This is a genomic window from Alicyclobacillus fodiniaquatilis (genome assembly GCF_042678105.1).
GTDB lineage: Bacteria > Bacillota > Bacilli > Alicyclobacillales > Alicyclobacillaceae > Alicyclobacillus > Alicyclobacillus fodiniaquatilis.
In genome coordinates this window covers 1-651 of record NZ_JBHUCX010000011.1, presented here as the reverse complement: position 1 = coordinate 651, position 651 = coordinate 1, and the positions used below count along the sequence as shown (strand labels likewise).

Below are 651 nucleotides of genomic sequence, written 5' to 3'. Positions count from 1 at the left end.
ACGGATGTACCCTTACGGGAACTGTTCCGGTGGCCGACTGTGCGGACCTTGGCAGAGTGGATTGAAGCATATGGCAAGGTGTCGCCGTATGCGATGATCGAACCAGTTAATCCAAGGGGGTATTTGGAGTGAAATAATCTGTTTAATTCGAAATAACTCAGGCTAATTGCGATAGATATATGGGATGGAATTTATTTGGCTACTAATGTAAATGAAGAGAGGAAGCGATTATCATGCCAGGGTTAAGGCGGTCATATTATGAGGTGTCTTCAGCTCAGAAGCGGATGTATGTGTTGCAGGAGATGGACCCGCAGGGGACAGCGTACAACATGCCAGCAGTACTGGTGGTAGAAGGGGAACTGGACCGTGAACGTCTGGAATGGGCGTTTGGTCAGCTTGTGGCGCGCCATGAGTCGTTGCGGACGAGGTTTGTGGTACAGGGAGGAATACCAGTACAGGAAGTGTTGGACGAGATTTCGTTTGCGCCGGTGTATCGAGAAGGGACGGAGGCAGAGGCAGAGGAATGGGCACGGGAGTTTGTACGTCTGTTTAATTTAGGGGAAGCTCCGTTGTTACGAGTAGAGGTAATGGTGTTGGGAGCGGAGCGTCATCTGTTGGCTATCGATATGCACCATATTATTTCGGATGGGG

The 651-nt window shown here is 50.1% G+C and carries 1 protein-coding gene; it reads left to right on the top strand.

The genetic code is table 11. The features are described from left to right. Positions 1–233 precede the first annotated feature (233 nt). Positions 234–651: condensation domain-containing protein (locus ACFSB2_RS03005; RefSeq protein WP_377941162.1), on the top strand; the 418-nt coding region annotated here is incomplete at its 3' end.